Here is a 23,890-nt window from a genome sequence, read left to right as displayed (position 1 = left end):
CAGGGGGTTATGGGGATCCTGGGGGGATCTGTTGCTTACGTCTGTGCTCATTGCTGCCGTTTCGCTTGCCCTTTTCGGGATGGCTGCCTTCACTTTGTGGTGGCAGATGCACGCGTGGCGTACGCCCGAAGTGCTCGCGTCCACCCGGTTCAGCAGTCCTGACGGGGGTGAACACCTGTCGTTCTCGCTGCTGTTGCCGGCGAGACACGAGCAGGCGGTGCTCGACCACACCATCCAGAGACTGCTGGAATCCAGCCACACCGACTTCGAGATCATCGTGATCGTCGGCCACGACGACCCGGAGACCACCGAGGTGGCCTGCGAGGCCGCGGAGCGCGACCCGCGCGTACGCGTCGTCGTCGACACCCACGAGAAGAAGAACAAGCCGAGGGCCATGAACACGGCGTTGCCGCACTGTCGCGGTGACGTCGTCGGAGTCTTCGACGCCGAGGACCAGGTCCACCCGGAGCTGCTCGCGCACGTCGACCACGCCTTCCGGTCGACCGACGCCGACGTCGTCCAGGGCGGCGTCCAGCTGATCAACTTCAACTCCAGCTGGTACAGCCTGCGCAACTGCCTGGAGTACTTCTTCTGGTTCCGCTCGCGGCTTCACCTGCACGCGCAGAAAGGTTTCATTCCGCTCGGCGGCAACACCGTGTTCGTCCGCACGGACGTCCTGCGGGCCGCCGACGGCTGGGACCCCGACTGCCTCGCCGAGGACTGCGACCTGGGCGTGCGGCTCTCCAGCATCGGCAAGAAGGTCGTCGTCGCGTACGACTCCGACATGGTGACCAAGGAGGAGACCCCCGGCAGCCTGATGTCGCTGCTCAAGCAGCGCACCCGCTGGAACCAGGGCTTCCTTCAGGTCTACCGGAAGAAGGACTGGAAGCAGCTGCCCGGCTTCGGCCAGCGGCTGCTCGCCCGCTACACGCTGATGACGCCGTATCTCCAGGCGATCTCCGGCGTGATCATCCCGCTCAACGTGGCCGTGGCGCTCTTCCTCGACGTCCCGGTCGGCATCGCCTTCATCACCTTCCTGCCGGCCGTCACCGCCTTCGTCACCTTCGTCTTCGAGCTTGTCGGACTGCACGACTTCGGCAAGCAGTACGGGCTTCGCGTCCGATTCGTCCACTACCTCAAGCTCATCGTCGGCGGCCCCTTCTACCAGGTGCTCCTCGCCGGAGCGGCCGTCCGTGCCGTGTGGCGTGAGCAACAGGGCCGCAACGACTGGGAGTTGACCAGTCATGTCGGCGCACATCTCACCGATGTCGGGGCCGCCCGCGCCCTCGAAGCCACTGAAGCAACCGAAGCCGCGGCCGTAGCGACCCGCGGGTCCCGAGAGGACGTTCCTGCGTGACCTCCACCCTTCCCGCGGTGACCACCCCAAAGGTCCCCGCGCAGCGGACACCTGTCCCCAAGACCGGTTCGACCCCTCGAACGACCCCGCTCCCGTCCCGACTGCGCACCTCGCGCGCCGACCTGATCCTGTGCGGCGTACTCCTCGTGGTCGTCATGACCGTGCAGGGCTGGAACATCGCCGACTACCCGGCGCTCAGCGACGACGAGGGCACCTACCTCGCCCAGGCCTGGTCCGTCCAGCAGGGCAACGGGCTCGCCCACTACACCTACTGGTACGACCACCCGCCGCTCGGCTGGATACAGATAGCCCTGCTGACCTGGATACCGTCCCTGATCAGCCCCGAGTCGATGACGGTCGGCTCGATGCGGATCGTGATGCTCCTGGTCAGCGCCATCAGCGCGGTCCTCGTCTACGTGGTGGCCCGCCGTCTGTGGCTGCCCCGCTGGGCGGCCGGGCTCGCGATGCTGCTCTTCGGGCTCTCGCCGCTGTCGGTCGTCCTCCAGCGGGAGATCTTCCTCGACAACATCGCGGTGATGTGGACGCTGGTCGCGTTCTGCCTCGCCGCCTCCCCGAGCCGCCACCTCTGGCACCACTTCGGAGCGGGCATCGCCGCCGCCGCGGCCGTCCTCACCAAAGAGACGATGATCTTCGTCCTGCCCGCGGTGATGATCACCATGTGGCGCCACAGCCACCGGGACACCCGCAAGTTCGCCCTCACCGGCGCCATCACGGCCTGCGTGCTGATCGGCATGTCCTACCCGCTCTTCGCCCTCCTCAAGGGCGAGCTCTTCCCCGGCGGCGGGCACGTCTCGCTGTGGGACGGCCTCGAATACCAGCTGACCAGGCCCGGTTCGGGATTCATCCTCGACCAGGGCTCCGGCTCGTACGGCGTCCTGCAGTCCTGGCTCTACTACGACCGCGTGCTGCCGCTGGGCGGCCTCGCGGGCGCGCTGCTCCTCCTGGTCACCTGGCGCTGGTCGGTGACCGCCCGGGCCCTGGCCGGACCCGCGTTCACCGTCGCCATCCTCGCGCTGGTGGCCCTGCGCCCGACCGGCTACCTGCCCGCGATGTACGTCATCCAGGCCCTGCCCTTCCTCGCGCTCGTCCTCGCCGGAGGCGCCGCGAGCGTCGCGCACGGGGTGCTGCGCAGATGGCGGAGCACCGACGAGAGGGAGTTCGTCACCCGCGCCCGGTACGCGGTCGCGGCACTGCTCGTCGCGGCCTCGGCGGCATACGTCGTACCCCGCTGGTACGACGGCGACCGCACCGCCGTCACCGCCGACGCCAACGCCCCGTACCGGGCGGCCTCCAAGTGGCTGGCCACCGAGGTCGACCACCCCGAGGACACCCGCGTCCTCGTCGACGACGCGCTCTGGCTCGACCTCGTGCACGCCGGTTACGAGCCCGGACTCGGCGTCATCTGGTTCTACAAGGCCGACCTCGACCCCGCGGTGACCAAGACGATGCCCGGCGGCTGGCGCGACATCGACTACGTCGTCGCCTCCCCGACCGTGCGGCGCGACGCGGCCGACCTGCCCAACGTCAAGCAGGCGATGAGGCATTCGACCCCCGTCGCCACCTTCGGCAAGGGCCCGGACCGGATCGAGATCCGGCAGGTCAGGGGCGGCTCCACGGCAAGCACGGCAAGCACGACGGGCACGGCCGACACCGCCGACGAGGCGACCACCGGAGGCGACCGATGACGTACGAGTCCACCGTCCCGGGGGAGTTGCACGACCCGGCCCTGCGCGAGACCTCCACCGTTCCCGAACCCGGCGCCGTCACCATCGTCGTGCCGACCTTCAACGAGTCCGCGAACATCCGGGAGTTGCTGCGCCGGATCACCGAGTCGGTGCCCTCGCGGCTGCCCTGCGAGGTCGTCTTCGTGGACGACTCCACCGACGACACACCCGAAGTCATCCGGGACGCCGCGCGGGACTGCCCGTACCCGGTGACCGTGCTGCACCGCGAGGCACCGGTCGGCGGGCTCGGCGGCGCGGTCGTCGAGGGCATCCGGGCCGCCAGCTCCGACTGGATCGTCGTCATGGACGGCGACCTCCAGCATCCCCCGTCCCTGGTACCAGAGTTGGTGGCCGCGGGCGAGCGCGAGCACGCCGGACTCGTCGTCGCCTCCCGCTACATCAAGGGCGGCAGCCGAGCGGGCCTCGCGGGCGGCTACCGCATCGCCGTCTCACGCGGCGCGACCTTGCTGACGAAGACACTGTTCCCGCGCCGCCTGCACGGCATCAGCGACCCGATGAGCGGCTTCTTCGCCATCCGCCGCAGCGCGGTCACCGCCGACGTCCTCAAGCCGCTCGGCTACAAGATCCTCCTCGAAATGGCCGTACGCGCCCGCCCGCGCCAGGTCACCGAGGTGCCGTTCGTCTTCCAGGACCGGTTCGCGGGCGAGTCCAAGTCGACCGCGCAGGAGGGCATCCGCTTCCTGCGGCACCTGGCCGGGCTGCGTACCGCCTCGCCGGTCGCCCGCATGGTGGTGTTCGGGCTGATCGGCGCGACCGGGTTCCTGCCGAACCTCGCCGCGCTGTGGGCCCTCACCTCCGTCGGGATGCACTACCTGCCCGCCGAGATCGTCGCCAACCAGTTCGGCGTCGCCTGGAACTTCGTGCTCATCGAGCACCTCTGCTTCCGGGACCGCCGGCAGCACCGGCGCTGGTGGGACCGCTCGGGCCGGTTCGCGCTGCTGGCCAACGCCGACCTGGTGCTGCGCATCCCGCTCATCGCGCTGTTCGTGGGCCAGCTCGGGATGTCCGTCCTCGGCGCCACCGCACTCGCCCTGGTGACCACCTTCGTCCTGCGGTTCGCGGGCACGGAGGCCCTCGTCTATCTGCCGCGGAAGGGAGGGCGCGCAGGAAACACGACGGCTGTCGAGACCGGCCGTCACGCAGGGAGCCGCACAGCAAGGAGATCCAGCTGATGTTCAGTAGACCCGCTCGGAAGACCAGCAGACCCGCTTCGAATTTCAGAAGACCCGGCCGTCCCAAGCGCCGTACCGCCCTGCTGGCCGTGGGCGCCCTCACTTCGGGGCTGCTCCTCATCGCCCCGCAGCCCGCCTCGGCCGCCAACCTCGTGAAGAACCCCGGCTTCGAGACCGCGGGCACGGCCGACATGCCGTACTGCTGGGAGAAGTCCGGCTGGGGCGACAACGACTTCACCTTCTCCACCGTGGCCGACGCCCACTCCGGCTCCAAGGCCATGAAGGTCGAGCTGACCCGCCGCACCGAGGGCGACCGCAAGGCGCTGATCACCGAGTCCGCCGAGTGCGCGCCGGTCGTCAGCGTCGGCAAGCAGTACGACCTCGGGCTCTGGTACAAGTCGACGACCCCGGACACCTCGCTCACCCTCTTCCGGCACGACACGACCGCCGGCTGGCAGTACTGGACCGACCTCAAGACCCTGCCGATCAGCGGCGGTTGGTCCGAGGCCACGGTCCGTACGCCCGAGGTCCCCGCGGGCACCGACCGCATCACCTGGGGCGTCTCCGTCTACGGCACCGGCTCGGCGACGACCGACGACTACACGATGGACCAGGTCGCCGACCCGATCCCGGACCCCGTGTGCACGGGCACGGCCGAGGAGTGCGCCAACGGCAAGTGGGACGTGCTGCCCACGCAGAACCCGGTCCGCTCCATGCACTCCGTCGTCCTCAACAACGGCAAGGTGCTGCTGATCGCGGGCTCCGGCAACAGCGAGGAGATGTTCAACGCGGGCACGTTCACCAGCGCGGTCTACGACCCGGTGAACGGCACGTACAAGCAGATCCCCACGCCGAAGGACATGTTCTGCGCCGGGCATGTGCAGTTGCAGGACGGCCGGGTCCTCGTGATGAGCGGCAACAAGGGCTACCCGTCCGCCGACGGCACGATCGGCTACCAGGGTTACAAGGACTCGTACATCTTCGACCCGGTCACCGAGACGTACAGCAAGACGAACGACATGAACGACGGGCACTGGTACCCGTCGGCGACGATCCTCGGCAACGGTGACGTGATCTCCTTCGGCGGGCTGAAGGAGGACTCCACGGGGTCCGTGACGGCCGAGCGCTGGTCGGCCGCCGAGAACAAGTGGCTGCCGCTGTGGCAGGTCAACCAGACCTGGTCGTACTGGGGTCTGTACCCGTCGATGGTCCTGATGCAGGACGGCCGTCTCTTCTACACGGGCAGCCACACCTTCGGCAACAACATCCCCGGCACCGGTTCGGCGATCTACGACTACGACGCCAACACCACCACCGAGGTGCCCGGCCTGCAGCGCAAGGACGAGCGCGACCAGTCGGCGAGCGTGCTGCTTCCTCCGGCCCAGGACCAGAAGGTCCTCACCATCGGCGGTGGCAACATCGACTCGAATCCCGACGCGAACCGGCTCACCGACATCATCGACCTGAAGTCCGCCAACCCCGCGTACGTCGCCGGACCGCCGCTCCCGCAGGGCACCGTCGACCTGGGCAACGGCAAGATCCCGCAGACCGGCAACCAGGGCAAGATGTACGTCTCCGCCGTGCTGCTGCCCGACGGGAAGGTCCTGGAGACCGGCGGCGCCCTGCACAACCGCGCCAACCCGGTCTACGAGTCGTCGATCTTCGACCCGGCGTCGGAGACCTTCGACCCGGTGGCCGCCGACCCCGAGGCCCGCGGCTACCACTCCTCCGCGTTCCTGCTCCCCGACGGCCGGGTGATGGCGACCGGCGACAACCCGGGCAACGGTTCCTGGAACCACAACGTGTCGATCTACACCCCGCCGTACCTCCTCAAGGGCGCCCGCCCGACGATCACTTCGGTGATCGACAACGAGTGGACGTACGGCGACACGCAGCGCATCACGGTCGACCGGCCCATCGCCAAGGCGGAGCTGATCCGCCCGGCCGCGGTGACGCACTCGTCCGACCCGAACCAGCGCTTCGTGGACCTGCCGCTCTCCGTCGACGGCAACAACGTCGACCTGAACGTGACGAGCAACCCCAACCTGGCCCCGCCCGGCTGGTACATGCTCTTCGCGGTCGACGCCAACGGCGTGCCGTCGGTGGCGAAGTGGGTCCACCTCCAGGGCCCGACCGCCATGGCGGCGGCGGCCGAGGACACCCCCTCGGCGCACGAGCACTCCTTCGCGGACTCCCTCGAGGGCAAGGTCAAGAAGCCCGGCAAGAAGCGCGCCTCGGCCAAGGTCAGCACGACCATTGCCGGCTGCGACCGCCACTACGGCTCCGTCAATGTCTGTGTCCCGACGGTCTTCCCCGACGAGGTCAAGAAGACGACGGCGGCCCGCTGCGCCTGGCTGAAGGAGAACGACTACGGCCGTCTGAAGGTCAACGGCAAGGACGATCCGCTGCGTCTGGACCGCGACAAGGACGGGGTGGCGTGCGGGAAGGGTGATGTGAGGAGGCGCTGAGCGCGGCTCTTCGTGAGTCAGTGAGTCAGCGAGTTCGTGAGACGCGGTTGCCCCCGCCCCTTTCCAGGGGCGGGGGCAACCGCCTTGTTCCGTCGGCTACTCGGCCCTGGGCGTGAGCCCGTGCTCCAGGACGTCCAGGGCGCGGTCGACGAGCTCGGCGAAGTCGTCCTCGTGATCGTGCTGGGCCCAGTAGAGGGACACCTCCATCAGGCCGCCGATGAGGGACATCGCGAAGACGCGTACCTCGAAGCTGTCGGGGCCCCGGCCGGTGCGCTCGCCGATGACCTGGCAGAGCAGGTGACTCGTCACCGACATGCTCTCCATCATCCGCGAGCGCACGGCGGGCACCTCGGCCATCAGCCTGGTCCGCAGCCGGGTGACCTCGGCGTCCTCGGCCATCCCGACAACCACGGCCTTCCCCAGTACGTACCGGAGGGAGTCCATCGGCGGCTCGTCCTCCGGCCGTGCCCGCAGCTCCGCCTCCAGCAGCGGGTCGTACTCGTCCGTGAGGACGATGTCCTCCTTGGTCGGGAAGTAACGGAAGACCGTGGACGGCGACACCTCGGCGAGCTCGGCGATCTGCTCGATCGTCGTGGCGTCGTACCCCTGCTCCTCGATCAGCCGGTAGGTCGCGTCACGGATCGCCGTCCGTGTCTTGATTTTCTTCCGCTCACGAAGTCCCAGCTGGGGGCGGTCGGCGGGGATGGAGGTACGTGCGGCCGTCATGGGGGTCATTGTCGGCCATCGGCCGGGGCGGGGGCCATGTCCGGGGTCGGCTTCCCCTTCATGGACCCCGTGACGTCGCGCGACTCGGTGTTGGGCAGGAACGCCCCCGCGAGCAGCGCCGCCGCGAGCGAGGCGATCCCGCACACCAGCAGGACGAGGCCCATGCCATGGACGTACGCCGAATTCGCGGAGGTCACCAGGTCGGCGGCGCCCGCGCGGTCGCCCACGATGTGAGCCGCGACCACGGACTCCCGGGCCGTGTCCGCCGCGCCCTCGGGCAGCCCGCCCACATCGAGCCGGTCCCGGAACGCACTCGCCAGCAGACTGCCGAGCAGCGCGATACCGATCGCCCCGCCGACCTGCCGCAGCGTCATGAGGAGCCCGGAGCCGCTGCCCGCCCGGGCGGCCGGGAGGGTGGCGAGCGCCCCGTCCATCGCCGGGACGACGGCGAAGCCGAAGCCCAGGCCCGCGATCGACAGCCACAGCGCGGTGAAGCCGTACCCGGACTCGACCGTCGTACGGCTGCCGAGGAGCGCGGCGAAGGCCAGTACCACCAGACCGGCGCTCACCACGCCACGCGAACCGAACCGCTCGACGACCGGCTGGGCCGCCCTCGCCGCGACCATCAGCCCGCCCATCATCGGCAGCATGCGTACGCCCGTACCGAGGGCGTCGTTGCCGAGGACGGCCTGCAGATACTGCGGGAGCACGAACATCAGGCCGGACAGGACGAACATCACGAGCGTCGCCGCGACCGCGTTGAGCAGGAAGCCGCGGTGCGCGAGCAGCGACATGTCGAGCATGGGGCGTACGGACCGGCGCTCGCGCAGCACGAGCGCGGCCAGCAGGGCGACGGACCCGGCGATCAGGGCGAGCACGAGCGGGTCGCCCCAGCCGCGGTTCGGCGCCTCGATGATCGCGTAGATCAGCGCGCCGAGCCCGGCCGCGGTGAGCGCGGTGGAGACGGCGTCGACCTTGGGGGAGGCGGGGTCGCGGGTCTCCGGCAGCAGGAAGAGGCAGGCGGCGATGCCGATCGCGGCCATCGGGACGTTGATCAGGAAGACCGAGCCCCACCAGAAGTGGTCGAGCAGCCAGCCGCCGATGATCGGGCCGAGCGGCATGCCGAGCGCGGACGCGGCCGAGATGATGCCGACCGCCTTGGTGCGCTCGGTGGGCGGGAAGAGCGAGGGCAGGACTGACAGGGCGAGCGGCATCACCAGCGCGCCGCCCACGCCCATCACCGCACGGGCGACGACGACCCAGGTCACATCGCCCGCCAGGGCGCCGACCAGCGAACCGGCGAGGAAGACGCCGAGCCCGACCATCAGCATCCGGCGCCGTCCGAACCGGTCGCCGAGCAGCCCGGCCGGGAGCATCAGCGCCGCGAAGACGACGACGTACGCGTCCGCCATCCACTGCTGCTCACCGGTGCTCGCGCCGAGCTCGCCGGCCATCGTCGGCAGCGCCACGTTGAGGATCGTCATGTCGAAGCCGAGTACGAGCATGCTCGCGACCAGGGCGCCGAGGGCCCACCAGCGACGGGGGTCGAGGTGAGTCTCGGGGTGTGGAGTGACAGTAACCATGAAATGAGAGTAACTGTCAAAAGGTGGTCTCTGTCAATATGTGAGCACGCGAAAGGGCCCCACCGCGCGATGCGGTGGGGCCCTTTCGTCGGGTGCCGGCTGCGGATGTCCGCGGCGGTCCGGGGGTGTCTCTGCTGGTCCGGGGACTATCCGTGCTGGTAGGCCACCATCGAGATGCCGATGTAGTGCGTGGCGAACGCCGCGAGCGTGAGGGAGTGGAAGACCTCGTGGAAGCCGAACCAGCGCGGTGACGGGTTGGGGCGCTTGAGTGCGTAGATCACGCCGCCCGCGCTGTAGAGGAGCCCGCCCACGATCACGAGGACCAGTACGGCGATGCCGCCCGCCCGCATGAAGTCGGGCAGGAAGAAGACGGCCGCCCAGCCCATCGCGATGTAGCACGGGGTGTAGAGCCAGCGCGGGGCCCCGATCCAGAACACCCGGAAGGCGATGCCCGCGATCGCGGCGCCCCAGATGCCCCACAGCAGCCACTGCCCCTTGGCCTCGGGCAGCAGCAGCATCGTCAGCGGCGTGTACGAGCCCGCGATGATCAGGAAGATGTTCGAGTGGTCGAGTCTGCGCAGCACGCCGTCCATGCGTGGCGTCCAGGTGCCCCGGTGGTAGATCGCGCTGACGCCGAAAAGCAGGCAGGCCGTGAGCGCGAAGATCCCGCAGGCGATACGGGCGCGGGGCGAGTCGGCGAGTGCGGTCAGGACGAGGCCGGAGACCAGTACGGCCGGGAACATCCCGGCGTGCAGCCAGCCGCGAAGCTTCGGCTTGATCTCGTGCGGCAGGGAGAGCGCTTCGGCCACGCGGTCGGCGACCGGCGTGTCCTTGGGCGCGTCGGAGGCGGACGCAGTCATGAAGGGCATCGTACCTACGGAACCGTAAGTTACGCATCAGTCCGACCGCGTGAAGGGCGCCAAGTGGCCATGGTCTCACCGGCGTACGGGGCGGGGTTCCACCGGCGTGCGAGCCGGGATCCCACCGGCGCACGAGGTGAGCGGCCGGTGGGTGGCCGGTGGGCGGGGAAGGGCCTGAGTGAATGACCGGGTAAATGACCGGCAATAAGTGGTGATGCTCACGCTGCTCACGTGTGAGGCCCTCTGGACATATGCGCGCACCCGTCGGATGATCAAATGAGTGCGGTCGGCACCGGATGAGCGCCTAAGCGTCACCACGTGAAGCATCCGGGTCGCAGCCCCCACGGGGCATCAACAACCAAAACCCTCATCTAGGAGCAATCGTGGCGCGCGACATCGCGGCTCCCTCAACCGTTCCCACCAATCACCAGGAACTGATCTCGTGGGTCAACGAGATCACCGAACTGACGCAGCCGGACAGCGTGGTCTGGTGTGACGGCTCAGAGGCCGAATACGAGCGACTGAGCGAGGAGCTCGTCCGCAAGGGCACCTTCAAGAAGCTCGACCCGATCAAGCGCCCCAACTCCTACTACGCCGCCTCGGACCCGACCGATGTCGCTCGGGTGGAGGACCGGACGTTCATCTGCTCCGAGAAGGAGCAGGACGCGGGCCCGACGAACCACTGGAAGGCGCCCGCGGAGATGCGGGAGATCTTCAGCGGCGAGCAGGGCGAGGGAGGCATCTTCCGTGGCTCGATGAAGGGCCGGACGATGTACGTCGTCCCGTTCTGCATGGGCCCGCTCGGCTCCGACCTCTCCGCGATCGGCGTCGAGATCACCGACTCGGCGTACGTCGCGGTGTCCATGCGCACCATGACGCGCATGGGTCGGCCGGTGCTGGACGAGCTCGGCTCCGACGGTTTCTTCGTGCGTGCTGTGCACACGCTCGGGGCGCCGCTGGAGGCGGGCGAGGCGGACGTGCCGTGGCCGTGCAACTCCACGAAGTACATCTCCCACTTCCCGGAGACCCGCGAGATCTGGTCGTACGGCTCCGGGTACGGCGGCAACGCGCTGCTCGGCAAGAAGTGCTACGCCCTGCGCATCGCGTCCGTGATGGCGCGTGACGAGGGCTGGCTCGCCGAGCACATGCTGATCCTCAAACTGACGCCCCCGCAGGGCGAGTCGAAGTACGTGGCGGCGGCCTTCCCGTCGGCCTGCGGCAAGACCAACCTCGCGATGCTGGAGCCGACGGTCGGCGGCTGGACCGTCGAGACGATCGGCGACGACATCGCGTGGATGCGCTTCGGCGAGGACGGACGCCTCTACGCCATCAACCCCGAGGCGGGCTTCTTCGGCGTCGCCCCCGGCACCGGTGAGCACACCAACGCCAACGCGATGAAGACGCTGTGGGGCAACTCCGTCTTCACGAACGTCGCGCTGACCGACGACAACGACATCTGGTGGGAGGGCATGACGGAGGAGACTCCGGCCCACCTGACGGACTGGAAGGGCAACGACTGGACCCCGGAGTCGGGGACCCCGGCCGCGCACCCCAACGCCCGCTTCACCGTTCCCGCCGCCCAGTGCCCGATCATCGCGCCCGAGTGGGAGGACCCCAAGGGCGTACCGATCTCGGCGATCCTGTTCGGCGGCCGTCGTGCCACGGCGGTCCCGCTGGTGACGGAGTCCTTCGACTGGAACCACGGCGTGTTCCTCGGCGCGAACGTGGCCTCCGAGAAGACGGCGGCGGCCGAGGGCAAGGTCGGCGAACTGCGCCGCGACCCCTTCGCGATGCTCCCGTTCTGCGGCTACAACATGGGCGACTACATGGGCCACTGGGTGGACGTGGCCAAGGACAAGGACCAGTCGAAGCTCCCGAAGATCTACTACGTCAACTGGTTCCGCAAGAACGACGAGGGCAAGTTCGTCTGGCCCGGCTTCGGTGAGAACAGCCGCGTCCTGAAGTGGATCGTGGACCGCCTCGACGGCAAGGCGGAGGGCGTCGAGACCCCGATCGGCATCCTCCCGACGAAGGAGGCCCTCGACACGAACGGCCTCGAACTCTCCGACTCCGACCTCGACTTCCTCCTCACGGTCGACAAGGAGGTCTGGCGCGAGGAGGCCGCGCTCGTCCCCGAACACCTCAACACCTTCGGCGACCACACACCGACGGAGCTGTGGGACGAGTACCGGGCCCTGGTGAAGCGCCTGGGCTGACGCCCATCGTTGTATGAACTCCGCGGCCGGCTCCGAGTTGCCCTGACCTGCGACGTCGTTTGGGGCCGGCCGCGGTGGCATTTTTTCGCCCCCGCCGCCCCCATTCCCGTCCCCTGGGGCTTCGCCCCAGACCCCGTGCCCCGTGGGGTGGGTTGTCGGGTGGAGGTCGGCTGTTGCTGGCCGCGCAGTTCCCCGCGCCCCTAAATACCCATAGGGGCGCGGGGGACTGCGCAGTCTTTTGGGGGTTCGGGGGCGGAGCCCCTGAGTCAAAAGACCCTACGAGCGGTCCTCCAAATAGCGGGTGTGGGACTCCTGGCGGCGGGCTTCCGCTTCGTGGAGGGTTGTTGCCAGGGACTGGGCCTCGCCGTGGAGTACGGAGAGCTGGCGCTCCAGATGCCGTTCCGGCGCTTCCGCGCCCGGTGTCAACCGCGTCCACCACCGCGTCCGTACGAACGTGTCGACCGCCTCCGGGATGTCCTGCCGTACTGCCCGGGACAGCGCGTGAACCCCCTCCGGGTCCTGGGCGAGGACCTCGGCGACCCAGCCGGGGTCCAGTAGGGCCGTCAGGAGGTCCGTCAGTTCGGTCAGGTGGCCGGCTGCGGCCGGGGGGAGCTCGATGTCCGTGAGGTACGCGCGCAGCTTGCCGTAGTCCTCCCGCAGCTCGTCCAGTTGGGCGGACGGGTCCGGGAAGTCCGGCAGTGGGGGCCGTTCCGGGGGTGCCAGTAGTGCGCCCGCGCCGTACAGGCCCGTGACCACCACCGGCCAGTACGGGCCCGCCGCACCCGTGAACGTCAGCGCCAGGCCGACGATCCCGCACGCGCTGCCTGTGAGGTTCTTGCGGGACTCCAGGTAGCCGAGGAGCTTGCTGGGCCTATTGGTAGCCACGGATCTCCTCGAAGGCGCCGTCGAGCGAACCCTTCTGGGCGTCGAAGAGCCGGCCGCCGGTCAGTTCGGCTATGTGTTCCAGTTCGCCCCGGTCGGAGTCGCCGAAGAGGATCGGGAAGACCGGGATCTCCCGTTCGGCCTGCGGCAGACCGCCGTAGAAGCCGTCGAACTGCGCCGGGCTCGCCCCCGCCGTGTTCTCGCCGTCCGTCATCAGCACGATCGACGTGAACGTGTCGTCGTCGGCACCCAGATGCTCGTACGCCTTCTCCAGCGAGGTGTAGATCGCGGTGTCCCCGTCGGCGGTGAGCGCCTCGGTGTCGCGGCGAATGCCGTCGAGGCCCGACCGCGGGTTCTCGGGCCGCACCACATGCGTCCGTACGCTCTTGACCGCCGAGCCGAACGGCATCAGCGTCACCTCCTCGCGGTCGCGGAAGTCGCCCGTCAGATCGGTGAGCGCCTTCTTCAGCCGGTCGAGCCGGCCGTCCTCCCCCATCGAGCCCGAGGTGTCCAGGACGTATACGGTCCGGGAGGGCCTGCGCAGTTTGTTTTCGTAGGCGTCCAGGAGGCCGTCTGCCACTGATCGGCTGCCTGGGAAGGGGAGTTCGCGGCGGCGAGTGGTGTCCAGGCCCGTCGCCGGTGGGACCGAGGCGACCACCGGGCGGCGCAGCGTGCTGTCGGTGATCAGTCGCTGGGCTGCCGGTGCGCGCAGTGCCTCCGTGAGGCGGCGGACGTCGTCCCGGACCGCCTGGCTCGTGGAGGTGAGGGACGAGAGCGGGTAGTCGGCGGTGACCACGCCGTCGCGCGGGCGGATCACCGTCAGGTCCTTCCGGGACTTCAGCACCGACTCGTAGTTGAGCAGCGCGTCGACGTCACCGCGCCGGTCGTACGCCTCCGCCAGCCAGCCCGACGAACCGGACGTCAGCTTCTGCCCCTTGAAGAACTCCGCCAGCCTGGGGGTCGCCTGCTGTACATCCTTGTCCGTCAGCGCGGACTGGGCGTCTGACAGGCCCGACGCCACCGAAACCAGGGTGGAGAAACCGGAGTTGGAGCGGGACGGGTCGGTCATGCCGTACGTCAGGTCGCCGTCCGCCACCGCCTTCTCGATGTCCGCCCAGGTGACGTTCTCCGGCTTCCAGTTCAGCTTTCGTACCGTGGCGTTCTTGACGCCGATGGCCACCGGGCTGGACATGACCGGGGTCTCCGACACGATCTGCTGCGCGGCGGTGGGGTTGAGGCGTAGGTAGTCGTTGGAGGAGAGCCAGATCGCGTCGTACGTGCCCTTCGCCTTGTCCTTGCCCAGGAGGTTCACCGCGTCGAGGGTGCCCATGTAGGTGGGGCGGACCTTGATGCCGGTGTCCTGCTGGATCTGCTCCAGCACGCTCTTCATGTCCGCGAGTTCGCTGGAGGCGAGGATGCGGAGGGTGCCGGGCTCCGGCTTGTTGGAGGGGACCGGCTTTTCCGTTGCCGATGTGCATCCTGCCGTCAGCGATGCCAGTGCGATGGCGGCTGCGGCTCCGTGGGTGGTCCGTGCCCACCCGTTCCGCCCTGCGGAACGCCTGCCCACAGACGACGAGCGGCGGGCCTCGAAGTTGCCCCCTCTCATGCGAGACCCCCGTCCAGCGCCGCCCGCGAGCGGCTGCGGTCCAAGTACGCGCTCGCGTGCTGGAGTTCAGCCGTCAGGGACTCCACCGTCGCCGCCATGGACTCCGTGGCCTGGGCCTTGTACGTGTCGATGGTGTCGAGGGTCCGGTAGATCTGCTGGAAGGCCGCGCGGAGGGTCTCCGCGCCGACGGCCGGGTCGGCGGCGATGCGCTGGATCTCGCCGGACTGCGTGGCGAGCATCTCCGCGTTGCCGCGGATGAGGTCCTCGGTCGTGCCGCGCAGGGCGTTGACCTGCTCGACGACCTTGCGCTGGTTGTCGAGGGCGGAGGCGAGCATCACAGAGATGCGCAGCGCGGAGACGGTCGTGGTGGCCGCGCGGTCGACGCCCTTGATCAGCTCGTCGTTGTTGCGCCGGACCACGTCCATCGCCAGATAACCCTGGGCGCACACCGCGAGCTGGGTGAGCAGGTCCTGGTGCTTCTGCCGGACCGGGAAGAGGACGTCGGCGCGCAGGGTGTCCGCCTGGGCCGGGTCCTGAGCCTCCACGCCGGCGATGTGGCCCTCGATCGCCGCGTCCAGGGCCTCCGTCAGGACCACGTACTCCTGGAGCTTGCCCATCGAGTCCCAGAGGCGGACACGCTCGGTCTGCAACGCGGCGTTGTCGCGGCGCAGTTCGTCCTGACCGCCGCGGAGCGAGCCGACGATCTTGTTCAACGTGCCCTGGGCGGAGGCGTACTTGGCGACGTGGTCGCGGAGCCTGTTGCCGCCGGGGAGCCGGGACAGCAGCTTGCGGGCCTTGCCGCCGGGCAGGTCGCGCGGGTCCAGGTCCTCGACCGTACGCCGCAGTTCGACGAGTGAGGACGAGACGCGGGACTGGGCGTCCTCGCCGTTCGCGGGCAGGCTGCGGATCGTGCGCTCCAGCATGCGGTTCGACTGGGCGGCGGCGCCGCGCATCTCACCGGAGCCGAGGCCGACGATCTCCCCGATCTTCCCCGCGAACTCGGGGGAGCGGGCGTCGAGCGCCGCTAGCCCGTCGACGTACTCGGCGGCCTTGCGCGCCATGTCCGTACGGACGGACTCGTCGACCGGCACGAGTCCGCCGGCCTTCTCCTTCGGTACGGCCGCGACGGCCTGCGGAGGTGTCAGGACAAAGGTGTCTTCGGTGTCGCTCACTTGCTGTTCCCCCTAGCCCCGCGCCCGGCGTGCCATCTCGTGCAGCACCTTGGAGGCGGGCACGGGCGACTGCCGGACACCGGTCAGCTTCTGGTTGAGATACGTGGTGTGGGCGGCGGTGGCCGCCGTGAACTCGGCGCTGGTGCCCTGCGGCCGGAACCCGTGCCGTACCGCGAGCTTCCGCAACTCCTTGTCCGTGCCGAGGAGTTCACCGAGCGCCCGGCCCTCGTCCGTGAGGGGGACGACGGTGTGGTCGCTGTTCGCGGTGGTGTCGGGGTAGAGGACGGTCAGGTCGCCGACGTCCTGGCCCTGCGCGAGCAGCGAGGCGACCTGCGACTCGTACACGAGGACGAGCGGGTTGCCGACGCCGCTGATGAAGTCCCTGAACGCCGCGTCCGAACTGGTCTGCTGGGCGCCCTGGACGCTGATCAGCTTGCGCATCAGCGGTGCCGTACGGTTCACCGCCGCGGTGCCGTCGGCGACCCGGCCGCCGTCGGCGACGTACGAGGCGGCGGCGAGGTAGAGCGCGCCGGAGTTCGAACTGGTCGGATCCGTGGTGGAGATGAAGAGCGTGCCGCTCAACTCACCGTGCCGCTCTGCCCCCTTGAGCTGTTGCCAGGTCCGGTCGGCGCCGGCGGCCTTGAGGTAGGCGGACATCCTGAACGTGCCGTTGCCCTTGGCCGGCAGGGTCGCGAGCCCGTTGTCGGCCAGCACCCCGGCGGCGCTTCGGTGCGCCACGACCACGAGGGGCGAGTAGAAGGGGCGCGGCAGGGGCTGCCGTACGCCGTACTTCGCGGCCAGTTCGTCGGCGGGGGCCTGGCTGGACGGGAAGGCGAAGTCGTACCCCTTGAGGTCGAGTCCCTCCATGGCCCAGGACCCGGAGGTCTCCGTCTTCAGGGTGTAGCCCTTGGCAGCGAGGGCCTTCACCACATCCGGATCGGCGAAGAACTCCGCCTTCTCCGATCCGATCACTCCCAGCACGGTCTTCGTTGCCGTGCTCTTGTCCTGCTCTTCGCGGCCCGCGACGACGGCTGCTGCAACTCCGCCGATCAGGAACACCGCCAGGACGATGGCGACTATTCGTCTCACACCTGGAGCCTGCTCCCGGAACCCAACATTCCCCGGCGCTCCGGGTGAACACGGAGTGGCCGACCCATCCCAGTACGCAACCGGAGCGGCGCGATCCGGCTAGGGCCGGGCCAGGGGCGCCCCGTGGGGGCGCGGGGAACTGTGCGCTCAACCCCCACCGACCCGCAGGTTCATCATCGGGCGCCCGGCGGAACGCAATGGCACCCGGCCCGCGCGTCACTGCGGGCGCACGCGGGCCGGGGCCGATCGGGGGAGCCGGAGGCTCAACGGGAGACGCGAGCCCGGACGCTCAGCAGGATCCCGGACGCTCGACAGGTGGCGCGAGTCGAGAAGTCCAACAGGTGGCGCGAGCCCGGACGCTCAGTGGGTGGTGAGTGTGCGGCGGGCCTCGGTGGCCGCCGTGTGCGCGTCCATGCGCTCGGCGGCCAGGATCGCGGCAGCCGTGTCGGCGCGGGACGCCGCGACGACGAGGGCGCGGCCCGCGAGGGCGTGCGCCCGCTCATGGAGCGCCGTGACCTGGGCGGACTCGACGGTGGTACCGGCACCGGTCACCGACGCGCGGACCGGCGGACGGCCCCCGCGAAGACGCGCGATCTGCCCGGTCAGCCGCTCGGCGGCGACGTTGAGCTCGGCGGACGGTTCGATCCCGCGCAGCTCGTCGGTCACGGCCAGCAGTGCCGCGAGGTGACCGGCGAGCTGGATGTCCAGCTCCTCTTCGCGCGACCGATGGGGAAAGTCGGCGGTGCCGGCCATCGTGTGGACCGACTTGGTGCGGATCGGTTCGTACATGGGAGATGGCCTCCTGTGCTCTGACAGGAAACCATCCTAGCTTAGATTTCGTCTAAAGTTGAGCTGGTTCGGAAAAGCGGGCCGGGTGACCACGGAGCGTGACTGATTGGGCGTCAGGGCTGGCCGTACCCGTCCAGGAAGTTTCCGATCCGGGTCACGGCGTCCGTCAGGTCCCGGGCCGTGGGCAGGGTGACGACCCGGAAGTGATCGGGCTCCGGCCAGTTGAAGCCCGTTCCCTGCACCACCATGATCTTCTCGGTCCGCAGCAGGTCCAGCACCATCTGCCGGTCGTCCTTGATCTTGAAGACCTTCGGATCGAGGCGCGGGAAGAGATAGAGCGCGCCCTTCGGCTTCACGCACGTCACGCCGGGAATCTGCGTCAGCAGCGCGTGCGCCACGTCCCGCTGCTCCCGCAGCCGCCCGCCGGGAAGCACGAGCTCGTTGATCGTCTGCCGCCCGCTCAGCGCGGCGACCACACCGTGCTGCCCCGGCATGTTCGCGCACAGCCGCATGTTCGCGAGGATGGTCAGCCCCTCGATGTACGAGTCGGCGTGCGCCCGCGGCCCCGAGATCGACATCCACCCGACCCGGTACCCGGCCACCCGGTACGCCTTCGACATGCCGTTGAAGGTGAGCGTCAGCAGGTCCGGGGCGACCTTGGCGGTCGGTGTGTGCGTGGCCTCGTCGTACAGGATCTTGTCGTAGATCTCGTCCGAGCAGACCAGCAGGTTGTGGCGGCGGGCGATGTCGGTCAGCCCGCGCAGCATCGCCTCGTCGTAGACCGCGCCCGTCGGGTTGTTCGGGTTGATGATCACGATCGCCTTGGTGCGGTCGGTGACCTTCCGCTCCACGTCGGCCAGATCGGGCATCCAGTCGGACTGCTCGTCGCACCGGTAGTGCACGGCCGTACCGCCGGACAGCGACACGGCGGCGGTCCACAGGGGGTAGTCGGGCGCCGGTACGAGCACCTCGTCGCCGTCGTCCAGCAGCCCCTGCATCGCCATCACGATGAGCTCGGAGACGCCGTTGCCGATGAAGACGTGCTCGACGTCGGTCTCGATGCCGAGGGTCTGGTTGTGCATGACGACGGCCCGGCGCGCCGCCAGCAGGCCCTTCGCGTCGCCGTACCCGTGTGCCGACGAGACGTTGCGGAGGATGTCCTCCAGGATCTCGGGCGGACACTCGAACCCGAACGCGGCCGGGTTCCCCGTGTTCAGCTTGAGAATGCGATGCCCAGCCGCTTCGAGCCGCATCGCCTCCTCGAGCACCGGGCCCCGGATCTCGTAACAGACGTTGGCGAGCTTGGTCGACTGGATCACCTGCATGTCCGTGAGCTTACGGCCCGGTAACGCCCCTCGGGCCGTGTTTTCCACCACGTGAGACGCGGCGGTTTGGGTGGTTATCGTCGGTAGCTGTCCCGTCGGCCTCTCCCGTCCCTACAATGCGCGGCCATGTCGAGGCCACCTGAGAACGAAAACGGGGTGTCCGGCGCGAACGCCGCGAACAACGCGGCCGGCGCGCCGGACACCCATGGTGCGCATCGGGAAGGCGACGAGTCCGTGGTCCCGCCGATCGTGTACCACCCGCAGGCCGAGGAGGCCCCGGCGTACGACGAGTACGCCGACCCGGCGACTGCCCACGGCTGGCAGAACGCGTACGACGAGACCCGCGAGCTGCCGCCCGTGGCAGCCGGTGCGGAAGATCGCCGCCGGGTCGGCGGCGGCCGTCCGGGTGACGGCCACCGGGCCGGCGGCCGTCGCTCCCGGCGGAAGCCCGGAGCCTTGCCGTCACGGCGTGTGGCGGTCGCCGCCGGGGCGGTGGGCGCGGTGTCCCTGGCCGCCGTGATGGCCGGGTTCGCCTTCGGGCCGTCGGACGGCGGAGCGCGAGGCAACGAGGACCGCACGAGCCCGACGGCCGGGGATCCCGCGTCGCCCACGGACGCCAAGTCCTCGGGCGGAGCCCCCGCCGCACGGTCGTCCGACGGCGGGGAGCCGTCTCGCGCAGGGGACCCGAGCAGCTCGGCGAGCCTCGCCCCGGCGGGCGACGGGACCGAGAACCCCTCGGCCAAGTCCCCCACCACCTCTTCGGCCCCCTCCACGCCCACCGCCGGCACGAGCCCGAGGGGCCCGGGCAACTCCGACGGCAAGCCTGGGCGCGGCCAGGGCGGCACCAAAGGGCCCAAGTAACCGTCACCCGGCCCGAGCAGCCGCCGGACGAGGAGCCGCCGGACGAGGAGCCGCGTGGCCGCCGGACTCGGCAGGTCGGCCTGCCCGGCACCGGCCGGGCCGCACCCGAGCCGGCCGGACCGCCGCACGGCTCCCGGGGGGCGACCCCGTTCACGTTCACCGTTCCGGGGGGATGGGCAGGAGCAGTCCGGGAATGCGAGGGAATCCGCCAACGCCGCGCCTGAAGCGGCTCCTTGCCCGCACCCCCCTCTCACTTCACAATGTGCATGACAGACATGTGGCGGCCGGAAATTCTCCGGCCGCCCGAGTCACAATGAGGGGACCCCCACATGAGAAAGCCTCTCGGCGCCGCGCTCTTCGCCCTGGTGATAGCCGGGGCGGGCGCGGCACCCGCGGTCGCGGCGCCCGAACCTGCGGCCGTTGACACGGAGACCGCCACCTCGGTGGTCAGAGACGCCGTCACCTCCACGACGGCGGCCGTGTCCAGGATCACCGCGCCGACCGTCCAGGCCGTCAACTTCGCCGGCACCGTCTCGCTCAGCAACTGCTCGGGCTCCGTCGTCCGCTTCCCGGACTCGGAGGACAACGACCCGGCGATGGTCATGTCCAACGGCCACTGTCTGGAGACCGGCTTCCCCGCGGCCGGTGAGGTCATCGTCGACCAGGCCTCCAGCCGCACCTTCGGCCTGCTCAACGCCGCGGGCACCCGGGTCGCCACCCTGCGCGCCAGCAAGATCGCGTACGCGACGATGACCGACACGGACGTCTCGCTGTACCAGCTCACCACCACGTACGCGCAGATCAAGAGCTCGTACAACATCAGCCCGTTGACGATGAACGACACGCACCCGGTCGCCGGGACCGCCATCACGGTCGTCTCGGGCTACTGGAAGCGGACGTACGCCTGCAACGTCGACGGCTTCGCCTACCGCCTCAGGGAAGGTGCCTGGACCTGGAAGGACTCGGTCCGCTACACCTCGGCCTGCCAGACCATCGGCGGCACCTCGGGCTCGCCCGTCGTCGACAACGCCACCGGCAACGTCGTCGCCGTCAACAACACCGGCAACGAGGACGGCGGTCGCTGCACCGACAACAACCCCTGTGAGGTCGACGAGAGCGGCAACGTGACCGTCCGCGCGGGCATCAACTACGCCCAGGAGACCTACCAGATCCCGGCGTGCTTCGGCGTCGACAACAAGCTCGACCTGAGCGCGAGCGGGTGCACCCTGCCCAAGCCGTGATCCCGCGGCGGGCGGTCACGGAGCAGTCCGGCGGACCGCCCGCCCCGCGAGCACATCCGTCCGGCGCCCGTCCTCCACGACGAAACGCCCGTCGATCAGGACGTACGGGATGCCGGTCGGCAGCGTACGAGGGTTCTCGAAGGTCGACCCCGCCGCCACCGTGGCCGGATCGAACAGCACCAGATCCGCCCGGTACCCCTCACGGACCAGCCCCCGGTCGGGCAGCCGCAGCCGGGCCGCGGGCCGCGACGTCAGATGGGCGACGCACTCCTCAAGACCGAGAACGCCCAACTCCCGCACGTACCGGCCGAGATACTGCGGGAACGTGCCGTACGCGCGCGGGTGCGGCTTGTCGCCGCGCAGGATGCCGTCCGAGCCGCCGGTGTGGACGCGGTGCCGCATGATCGCCTGCACGTTCTCCTCGTGGCCGACGTGCTGGAGGATCGTCGAGCCGAGCCCGTCGTCGAGGAGCAGCCGCCGCGCGGTGGTCCAGGGGGCCTCTCCACGAGCGTCGGCGGACTCCTGAACCGTCCTGCCCACATATTCCGCGAGCGCCGCATCGGCGACCCCCGAGATCTCGATGGTGTCCCACTCGATGGGAACGCCATGGCACCCGTCCGCGCCCACCACCTCCATGTGATGCCGGATCCGCTCGGCGGTCCCGTCGTCCTTCAGCCGGGCGAGAATCGCCTCGGGCCCGCCCTCGCTCGCCCAACTGGGCAGCATGGCCACGAGAGTCGTACAGCCGGGCGTGTACGGATAGGTGTCGAGGCTGATGTCGGCCCCACCGGCCAGCGCGTCATCGACGAGCGCCAGCAGCTCGGGCCCCCTGCCCTTGTTCACACCGAAGTTCATGGTGGCGTGGGCCAGATGAAGGGAGCAGCCCGCCTCGCGCGTAAGGTCCACCATCTCTCTGTACGCGTCCAGGGCGCCGGCTCCGTACGACCGATGGTGCGGGCAGTAGTAGCCGCCGTACTCGGCCACCACCCGGCACAGCTCGGTGAGTTCGGCGTCCTTGGCGTACATGCCCGGGGTGTAGGTGAGCCCGGAGGACATGCCGACCGCGCCCTCCCTCATCCCCTCGGCGACCAACTGCCGCATCCGGTCCAGTTCCCGTGGCGTCGCCGCGCGGTCGTCCCAGCCGACGGCGAGCATCCGCACCGAGCCCTGAGGAATCAGATAGGCGGCATTGACTGCGATGCCCTCACCGTCGAAACCATGATCCAGCCGGTCCAGATACTCGCCCACGGACCGCCAGGTGAAGTCGATGTCGTCCCCGTTGCCGTTCCACCCGGTGATGGCCCTGCGCACCTCGGCGAGGGTCCGGTCGTCGACGGGCGCGTACGACAGCCCGTCCTGCCCGATGACCTCCAGCGTCACGCCCTGCGCGACCTTCGCGCTGTGGTCGGGGTCCCGCAGCAGGGCCAGATCGCTGTGGGCGTGCATGTCGATGAAGCCGGGGGAGAGGACGAGCCCCTCGGCGTCCAGGACCCGACGGGCGACGGGCCGCAGGCACCCGGCAGCAGCGGCCTCCTGGACGACGGCCGTGATCCGGCCGCCCTCGATCCCCACGTCGGCCCGGTAGGAGGGGCCTCCGCTCCCGTCGACAACCTCCACGTCACGCACTACGAGGTCCATCATGGCGGGCTCCTAGAAGTAGGTGCGGATGTAGTCGACGACCGTGCCGTCCTGCTCCACCACCGGAATCAGCTCCCACTTGTCGAAGGAGGTACAGGGGTGGGAGAGCCCCATCCCCACCCAGTCGCCGACATGAAGTTCGACGCCTTCGTCCGTACGAATCCAGGCGTGCTGGTCGGACAGCCCGGTGACCGTGACACCGTCGGCCGGCCGCTCACCCGCATCCGAGCGCACCACCTGCACCTCGGGCAGATCAAGGTCGTAGGCGGCATCGCGCTTGCCCGCGTTGGCGAAGGCCTGCTCGGCCGACGGACGGGAAACGACCTGGGCCCAGAGCCGGAACGCGGGCTGGAGGGCACCCTCCTCGGGAACCCGGTTGAACGGAGTGATCTTCCGGTAGTGCCCGTCGTCGTGCGAGACGTAGGCACCGGACCGCAGCAACTTCAGTACAGGCACGGAGAGTTCAGGAATCCCGGCAAAGACATCGGCAACGGCATCGAACCAGGCGCTGCCGCCCGCACTGACCACGATCTCTTCGAGCCCGTCGAAGCGACCGTCCTTGTCGAAGTCGACGGCGAGCGCGACCAGCCGCCGAAGCCACCCGCGCACCCGCTCCGAATCGGCGTCCGGCACCTCACCCTCGTACCCCGCGACACCCACCAGCCGCAGGGTGTCCACACCGGCGACGGCATCCGCGACGGCGGCGCACTCGGCCTCCGTCCGCACCCCGGTCCGGGCGCCCTCACCGGCAGCCAGCTCGACAACGACGTCCACGGGCCGAACAGCACCCCGCAACGCGGAGTCCATCAACTCCACCCCGCGCACGGAGTCGACATAACAGACGAAACGAAACTCGGGATCGGCGTCGAGCTGGGAGGAAACCCACTTCAGAGCGGCGGCGTCCACCACTTCATTCGCCAGGAAGACCCGCTGGACCCCGAACGCCCGCGCGACCCGCACCTGATGAGGCACGGCCAGCGTGATCCCCCAGGCCCCATGCTCGATCTGCCGCTGAAAAAGCTGGGGAGCCATGGAGGTCTTGCCGTGCGGGGCGAAGGTGAGCCCATGCCGGACCGAGTACGTCTCCATGAGCCGCAGATTGTGATCGAGCCGCTCGGCGGACAGGGCGAGCACCGGAG

General features: G+C 69.5%; 18 protein-coding genes. 7 read left to right on the top strand and 11 right to left on the bottom strand.

Translation table 11 applies throughout. From position 1 onward, the window contains the following. The first annotated feature begins 31 nt into the window (after window positions 1-31). From AOK17_RS21555 to AOK17_RS21540, 4 genes are read left to right on the top strand one after another with little or no spacing between them, the layout of a single operon-like run. Complete coding sequence (locus AOK17_RS21555) at window positions 32-1,357, top strand: glycosyltransferase (protein ID WP_055614159.1); 1,326 nt, start codon at window positions 32-34, stop codon at window positions 1,355-1,357. Further along, the gene (locus AOK17_RS21550) at window positions 1,354-3,063 is read left to right on the top strand and encodes an ArnT family glycosyltransferase (protein ID WP_079053194.1); all 1,710 of its coding nucleotides are present in this window, start codon (window positions 1,354-1,356) and stop codon (window positions 3,061-3,063) included. The genes AOK17_RS21555 and AOK17_RS21550 overlap by 4 nt, the downstream gene beginning before the upstream one ends. Next, window positions 3,060-4,295, top strand: coding sequence for a glycosyltransferase (locus tag AOK17_RS21545; RefSeq protein ID WP_079053193.1), 1,236 nt, complete (start codon window positions 3,060-3,062; stop codon window positions 4,293-4,295). Before AOK17_RS21550 ends, AOK17_RS21545 begins: the two co-directional genes overlap by 4 nt. Continuing rightward, window positions 4,295-6,763, top strand: a complete 2,469-nt coding sequence (locus AOK17_RS21540; RefSeq protein ID WP_055614195.1) for a galactose oxidase family protein — start codon at window positions 4,295-4,297, stop codon at window positions 6,761-6,763. The genes AOK17_RS21545 and AOK17_RS21540 overlap by 1 nt, the downstream gene beginning before the upstream one ends. Window positions 6,764-6,859: 96 nt before the next feature. On the opposite strand, the gene AOK17_RS21535 is transcribed toward AOK17_RS21540, so the two are convergent. From AOK17_RS21535 to trhA, 3 genes are all read right to left on the bottom strand, one after another. Continuing rightward, on the bottom strand, window positions 6,860-7,489 hold the full coding sequence (locus AOK17_RS21535; protein ID WP_466739363.1) for a TetR/AcrR family transcriptional regulator: 630 nt from the start codon (window positions 7,487-7,489) through the stop codon (window positions 6,860-6,862). A gap of 5 nt (window positions 7,490-7,494) precedes the next feature. Then, on the bottom strand, window positions 7,495-9,072 hold the full coding sequence (locus tag AOK17_RS21530) for a DHA2 family efflux MFS transporter permease subunit (protein ID WP_055614157.1): 1,578 nt from the start codon (window positions 9,070-9,072) through the stop codon (window positions 7,495-7,497). A 146-nt stretch (window positions 9,073-9,218) separates the two neighbouring features. Further along, a complete protein-coding gene (gene trhA / locus AOK17_RS21525; protein WP_055614194.1) occupies window positions 9,219-9,932 on the bottom strand; it encodes a PAQR family membrane homeostasis protein TrhA in 714 nt (237 codons plus the stop codon). Window positions 9,933-10,315: 383 nt separating this feature from the next. Here trhA and AOK17_RS21520 point away from each other — a divergent pair, with 383 nt between their 5' ends. Then, a complete protein-coding gene (locus AOK17_RS21520) occupies window positions 10,316-12,148 on the top strand; it encodes a phosphoenolpyruvate carboxykinase (GTP) (protein WP_055614156.1) in 1,833 nt (610 codons plus the stop codon). Between the two features lie 276 nt (window positions 12,149-12,424). Here the strand turns inward: AOK17_RS21520 and AOK17_RS21515 are convergent, their stop codons facing one another. From AOK17_RS21515 to AOK17_RS21490, 6 genes are all read right to left on the bottom strand, one after another. Then, window positions 12,425-13,033, bottom strand: a complete 609-nt coding sequence (locus AOK17_RS21515) for a hypothetical protein (protein ID WP_055614155.1) — start codon at window positions 13,031-13,033, stop codon at window positions 12,425-12,427. Next, a complete protein-coding gene (locus AOK17_RS21510; RefSeq protein ID WP_079053192.1) occupies window positions 13,020-14,636 on the bottom strand; it encodes a substrate-binding and vWA domain-containing protein in 1,617 nt (538 codons plus the stop codon). Before AOK17_RS21510 ends, AOK17_RS21515 begins: the two co-directional genes overlap by 14 nt. Continuing rightward, window positions 14,633-15,808, bottom strand: a complete 1,176-nt coding sequence (locus AOK17_RS21505; RefSeq protein ID WP_055614153.1) for a toxic anion resistance protein — start codon at window positions 15,806-15,808, stop codon at window positions 14,633-14,635. Before AOK17_RS21505 ends, AOK17_RS21510 begins: the two co-directional genes overlap by 4 nt. Window positions 15,809-15,820: 12 nt before the next feature. After that, window positions 15,821-16,897, bottom strand: a complete 1,077-nt coding sequence (locus AOK17_RS21500; protein ID WP_055614152.1) for a substrate-binding domain-containing protein — start codon at window positions 16,895-16,897, stop codon at window positions 15,821-15,823. Between the two features lie 360 nt (window positions 16,898-17,257). Further along, complete coding sequence (locus AOK17_RS21495; RefSeq protein WP_055614151.1) at window positions 17,258-17,686, bottom strand: SCO4983 family protein; 429 nt, start codon at window positions 17,684-17,686, stop codon at window positions 17,258-17,260. A 113-nt stretch (window positions 17,687-17,799) separates the two neighbouring features. Then, on the bottom strand, window positions 17,800-19,011 hold the full coding sequence (locus tag AOK17_RS21490) for a pyridoxal phosphate-dependent aminotransferase (RefSeq protein WP_055614150.1): 1,212 nt from the start codon (window positions 19,009-19,011) through the stop codon (window positions 17,800-17,802). 126 nt (window positions 19,012-19,137) lie between these two features. Between AOK17_RS21490 and AOK17_RS21485 the strand changes: the two genes are divergently transcribed. Beyond that, window positions 19,138-19,872 carry a hypothetical protein gene (locus tag AOK17_RS21485; protein ID WP_157881368.1) on the top strand — a complete coding sequence of 245 codons (735 nt, stop codon included), beginning with the start codon at window positions 19,138-19,140 and terminating at the stop codon, window positions 19,870-19,872. Window positions 19,873-20,201: 329 nt separating this feature from the next. Continuing rightward, window positions 20,202-21,113, top strand: a complete 912-nt coding sequence (locus AOK17_RS21480; protein ID WP_055614148.1) for a S1 family peptidase — start codon at window positions 20,202-20,204, stop codon at window positions 21,111-21,113. 15 nt (window positions 21,114-21,128) lie between these two features. Here AOK17_RS21480 and AOK17_RS21475 read toward each other — a convergent pair whose 3' ends face one another. Beyond that, window positions 21,129-22,754: an N-acyl-D-amino-acid deacylase family protein gene (locus AOK17_RS21475; protein ID WP_206190798.1), complete on the bottom strand. Its 1,626-nt coding sequence runs from the start codon at window positions 22,752-22,754 to the stop codon at window positions 21,129-21,131. A 9-nt stretch (window positions 22,755-22,763) separates the two neighbouring features. Beyond that, window positions 22,764-23,890, bottom strand: a 1,127-nt coding sequence (locus tag AOK17_RS21470) for an amino acid deaminase (protein ID WP_055614147.1), incomplete at its 5' end; no start/stop codon positions are given.

This window comes from Streptomyces phaeochromogenes, from assembly GCF_001418655.1.
GTDB lineage: Bacteria > Actinomycetota > Actinomycetes > Streptomycetales > Streptomycetaceae > Streptomyces > Streptomyces phaeochromogenes.
The sequence above is the reverse complement of the archived record's forward strand: the minus strand, read 5'-3'. Positions and strand labels throughout refer to the sequence as shown.